Below are 1688 nucleotides of genomic sequence, written 5' to 3'. Positions count from 1 at the left end.
GCCCTTTAGGGCTGAAGCAATCTATAATCTTGCATAAAGAAAAGAAACAATAGAATCTTACGCCTTAATTCCTTGCAGAATCTCGCTTAAAATGTCAATCGTCCTTGCCTTTCGCGCTTCAAATTGTGCTTGACTTTCATATTTACCATTGCTTAAATTCCCGCTTTTTACTCTATCGTTTTGCAAGGCGGAGATTGTCTCATCAAGTAAATCTTGGATTTTATCACCGTTAGATTCTAGGCTACTCTCCATTCGCGCTTGATTAAAGATTGCCTTATCTAGCTTAGAGACATCGCTAATTCCTTGAAGTTTCATCGCCTTTTCTATGTCATTAGCAAATTTTGCCGCATAAGCAAGAGTGCGTGTCCCTCTATCAAGTGTAGGCGCGGAATCCTCTGGCTTTTTATAAGTTCCATTTTCTAATTGTTCTAGCATTTCCTCTGTTGGCACTACCATACCCAAATATTCCCCAAAAGCCTTAGAATCCTCTTGCGACTGCGTTGTTTGAGCTTGATTGGAGGGATTCTTGTATAAGTATTGATTTTGTGTGTTGATTTGCATAGACAACCCCTTATTTGATATAAATACTTGCACTCATTGTTGGGCCAACATTAATGGAACGCGCGGTGTAAGTAAATGTGCCATTAGTATTGCTAGGCTTGGAAATATCCCAAACTTCCAACCAGCCATAAACAATGTTACTATTATTGACTGCGCCTTGACATTCTATCATTGTTGCCTGATTTCCCGCAAAAGTTGCACTATCTGTGCTTCTGCCTCCATAGCCTACAACTCCCGTAATAACTTCAAATGGATTGCCCCCGTGATTGATAATTGTTTCTGTTTGAGTATCGCTAGGAATCTCTTCACAATCATAGCCTGTTTGCTCTTTCATTTGAGACGAACACACTCCTATGATATACACAGCACTTACAGGTGGGGCTGCTGCCTTTGTGGCTTCGTTATTTTTATTTGCCTCATACGCTTTTTTCATTCTCTCTAAAGATTTATCAAATTTCCCACTAAGGATTCTTTCCTTTAGTGGAGAATTTGGCTCTACATAGAAATTCATTCCATTTCTCGTAACTTTCTCTTTACCCTCTGTGGTATAGTTGCTATCTGCACCAAATGCGATTGTGCAACTTAAAACACTTGCCAACGCAAGACTTAAAGCTTTTCTTGTCATTTTAACCCTTTAAAATAAGATATGTAGAATCTTAAGCAAAAAGTATGCCATTATTAAGATTCTGTTGTTTTATTTTTCTAAAGTTCTATATTATGGATTGCTTCGGCGTTTCATTCCTCGCAAGGACAAAAATCAGCTATTGCACCCTTGCAAGAAATTTAATTCATTAAAGTTGCGATTCCTTTTCCTCTAGCTCTAAATATTGCGTAATCTTTTCTTCGCACAATGCCTTTTTGGATTCTAACTCCACAGACTTTTCTTGTAATTCTTGCACACCCAAATCCCCTTTAAACAACGCCTCCTCAAGCCCTTTAATCTCTAATTCTAGGCTTTCAATCTCTTGGGGCAGAATCTCTAGTAGTCGCTTCTCTTTGTAGCTTAGCTTTGTCTTTTTGGGAGCTTGAGTTTGCGCCTCTTGAGAATCCTTAAACTCACAAGGAGTTTGTTGCGATTCTAACTCTGCGCTAAACGCCTTGTATTCGCACAATTCGCTTTCAATCTC

General features: G+C 38.9%; 2 protein-coding genes and 1 pseudogene. All 3 read right to left on the bottom strand.

Annotated elements, in window-relative coordinates; translation table 11 throughout:
• Positions 1-57 precede the first annotated feature (57 nt).
• On the bottom strand, positions 58-561 hold the full coding sequence (locus Q1553_RS00185; protein ID WP_300765051.1) for a hypothetical protein: 504 nt from the start codon (positions 559-561) through the stop codon (positions 58-60).
• Between the two features lie 10 nt (positions 562-571).
• A complete protein-coding gene (locus Q1553_RS00180) occupies positions 572-1186 on the bottom strand; it encodes a DUF4879 domain-containing protein (RefSeq protein WP_115551778.1) in 615 nt (204 codons plus the stop codon).
• A gap of 166 nt (positions 1187-1352) precedes the next feature.
• Positions 1353-1688: pseudogene (locus Q1553_RS00175) on the bottom strand (ABC transporter ATP-binding protein); the annotation flags it as partial.

The organism is Helicobacter sp. UBA3407, from assembly GCF_949747025.1.
Taxonomy (GTDB): domain Bacteria; phylum Campylobacterota; class Campylobacteria; order Campylobacterales; family Helicobacteraceae; genus Helicobacter_D; species Helicobacter_D ganmani.
Note: the sequence above shows the minus strand (reverse complement) of the source record. Positions and strands in the feature narration are given on the sequence as shown.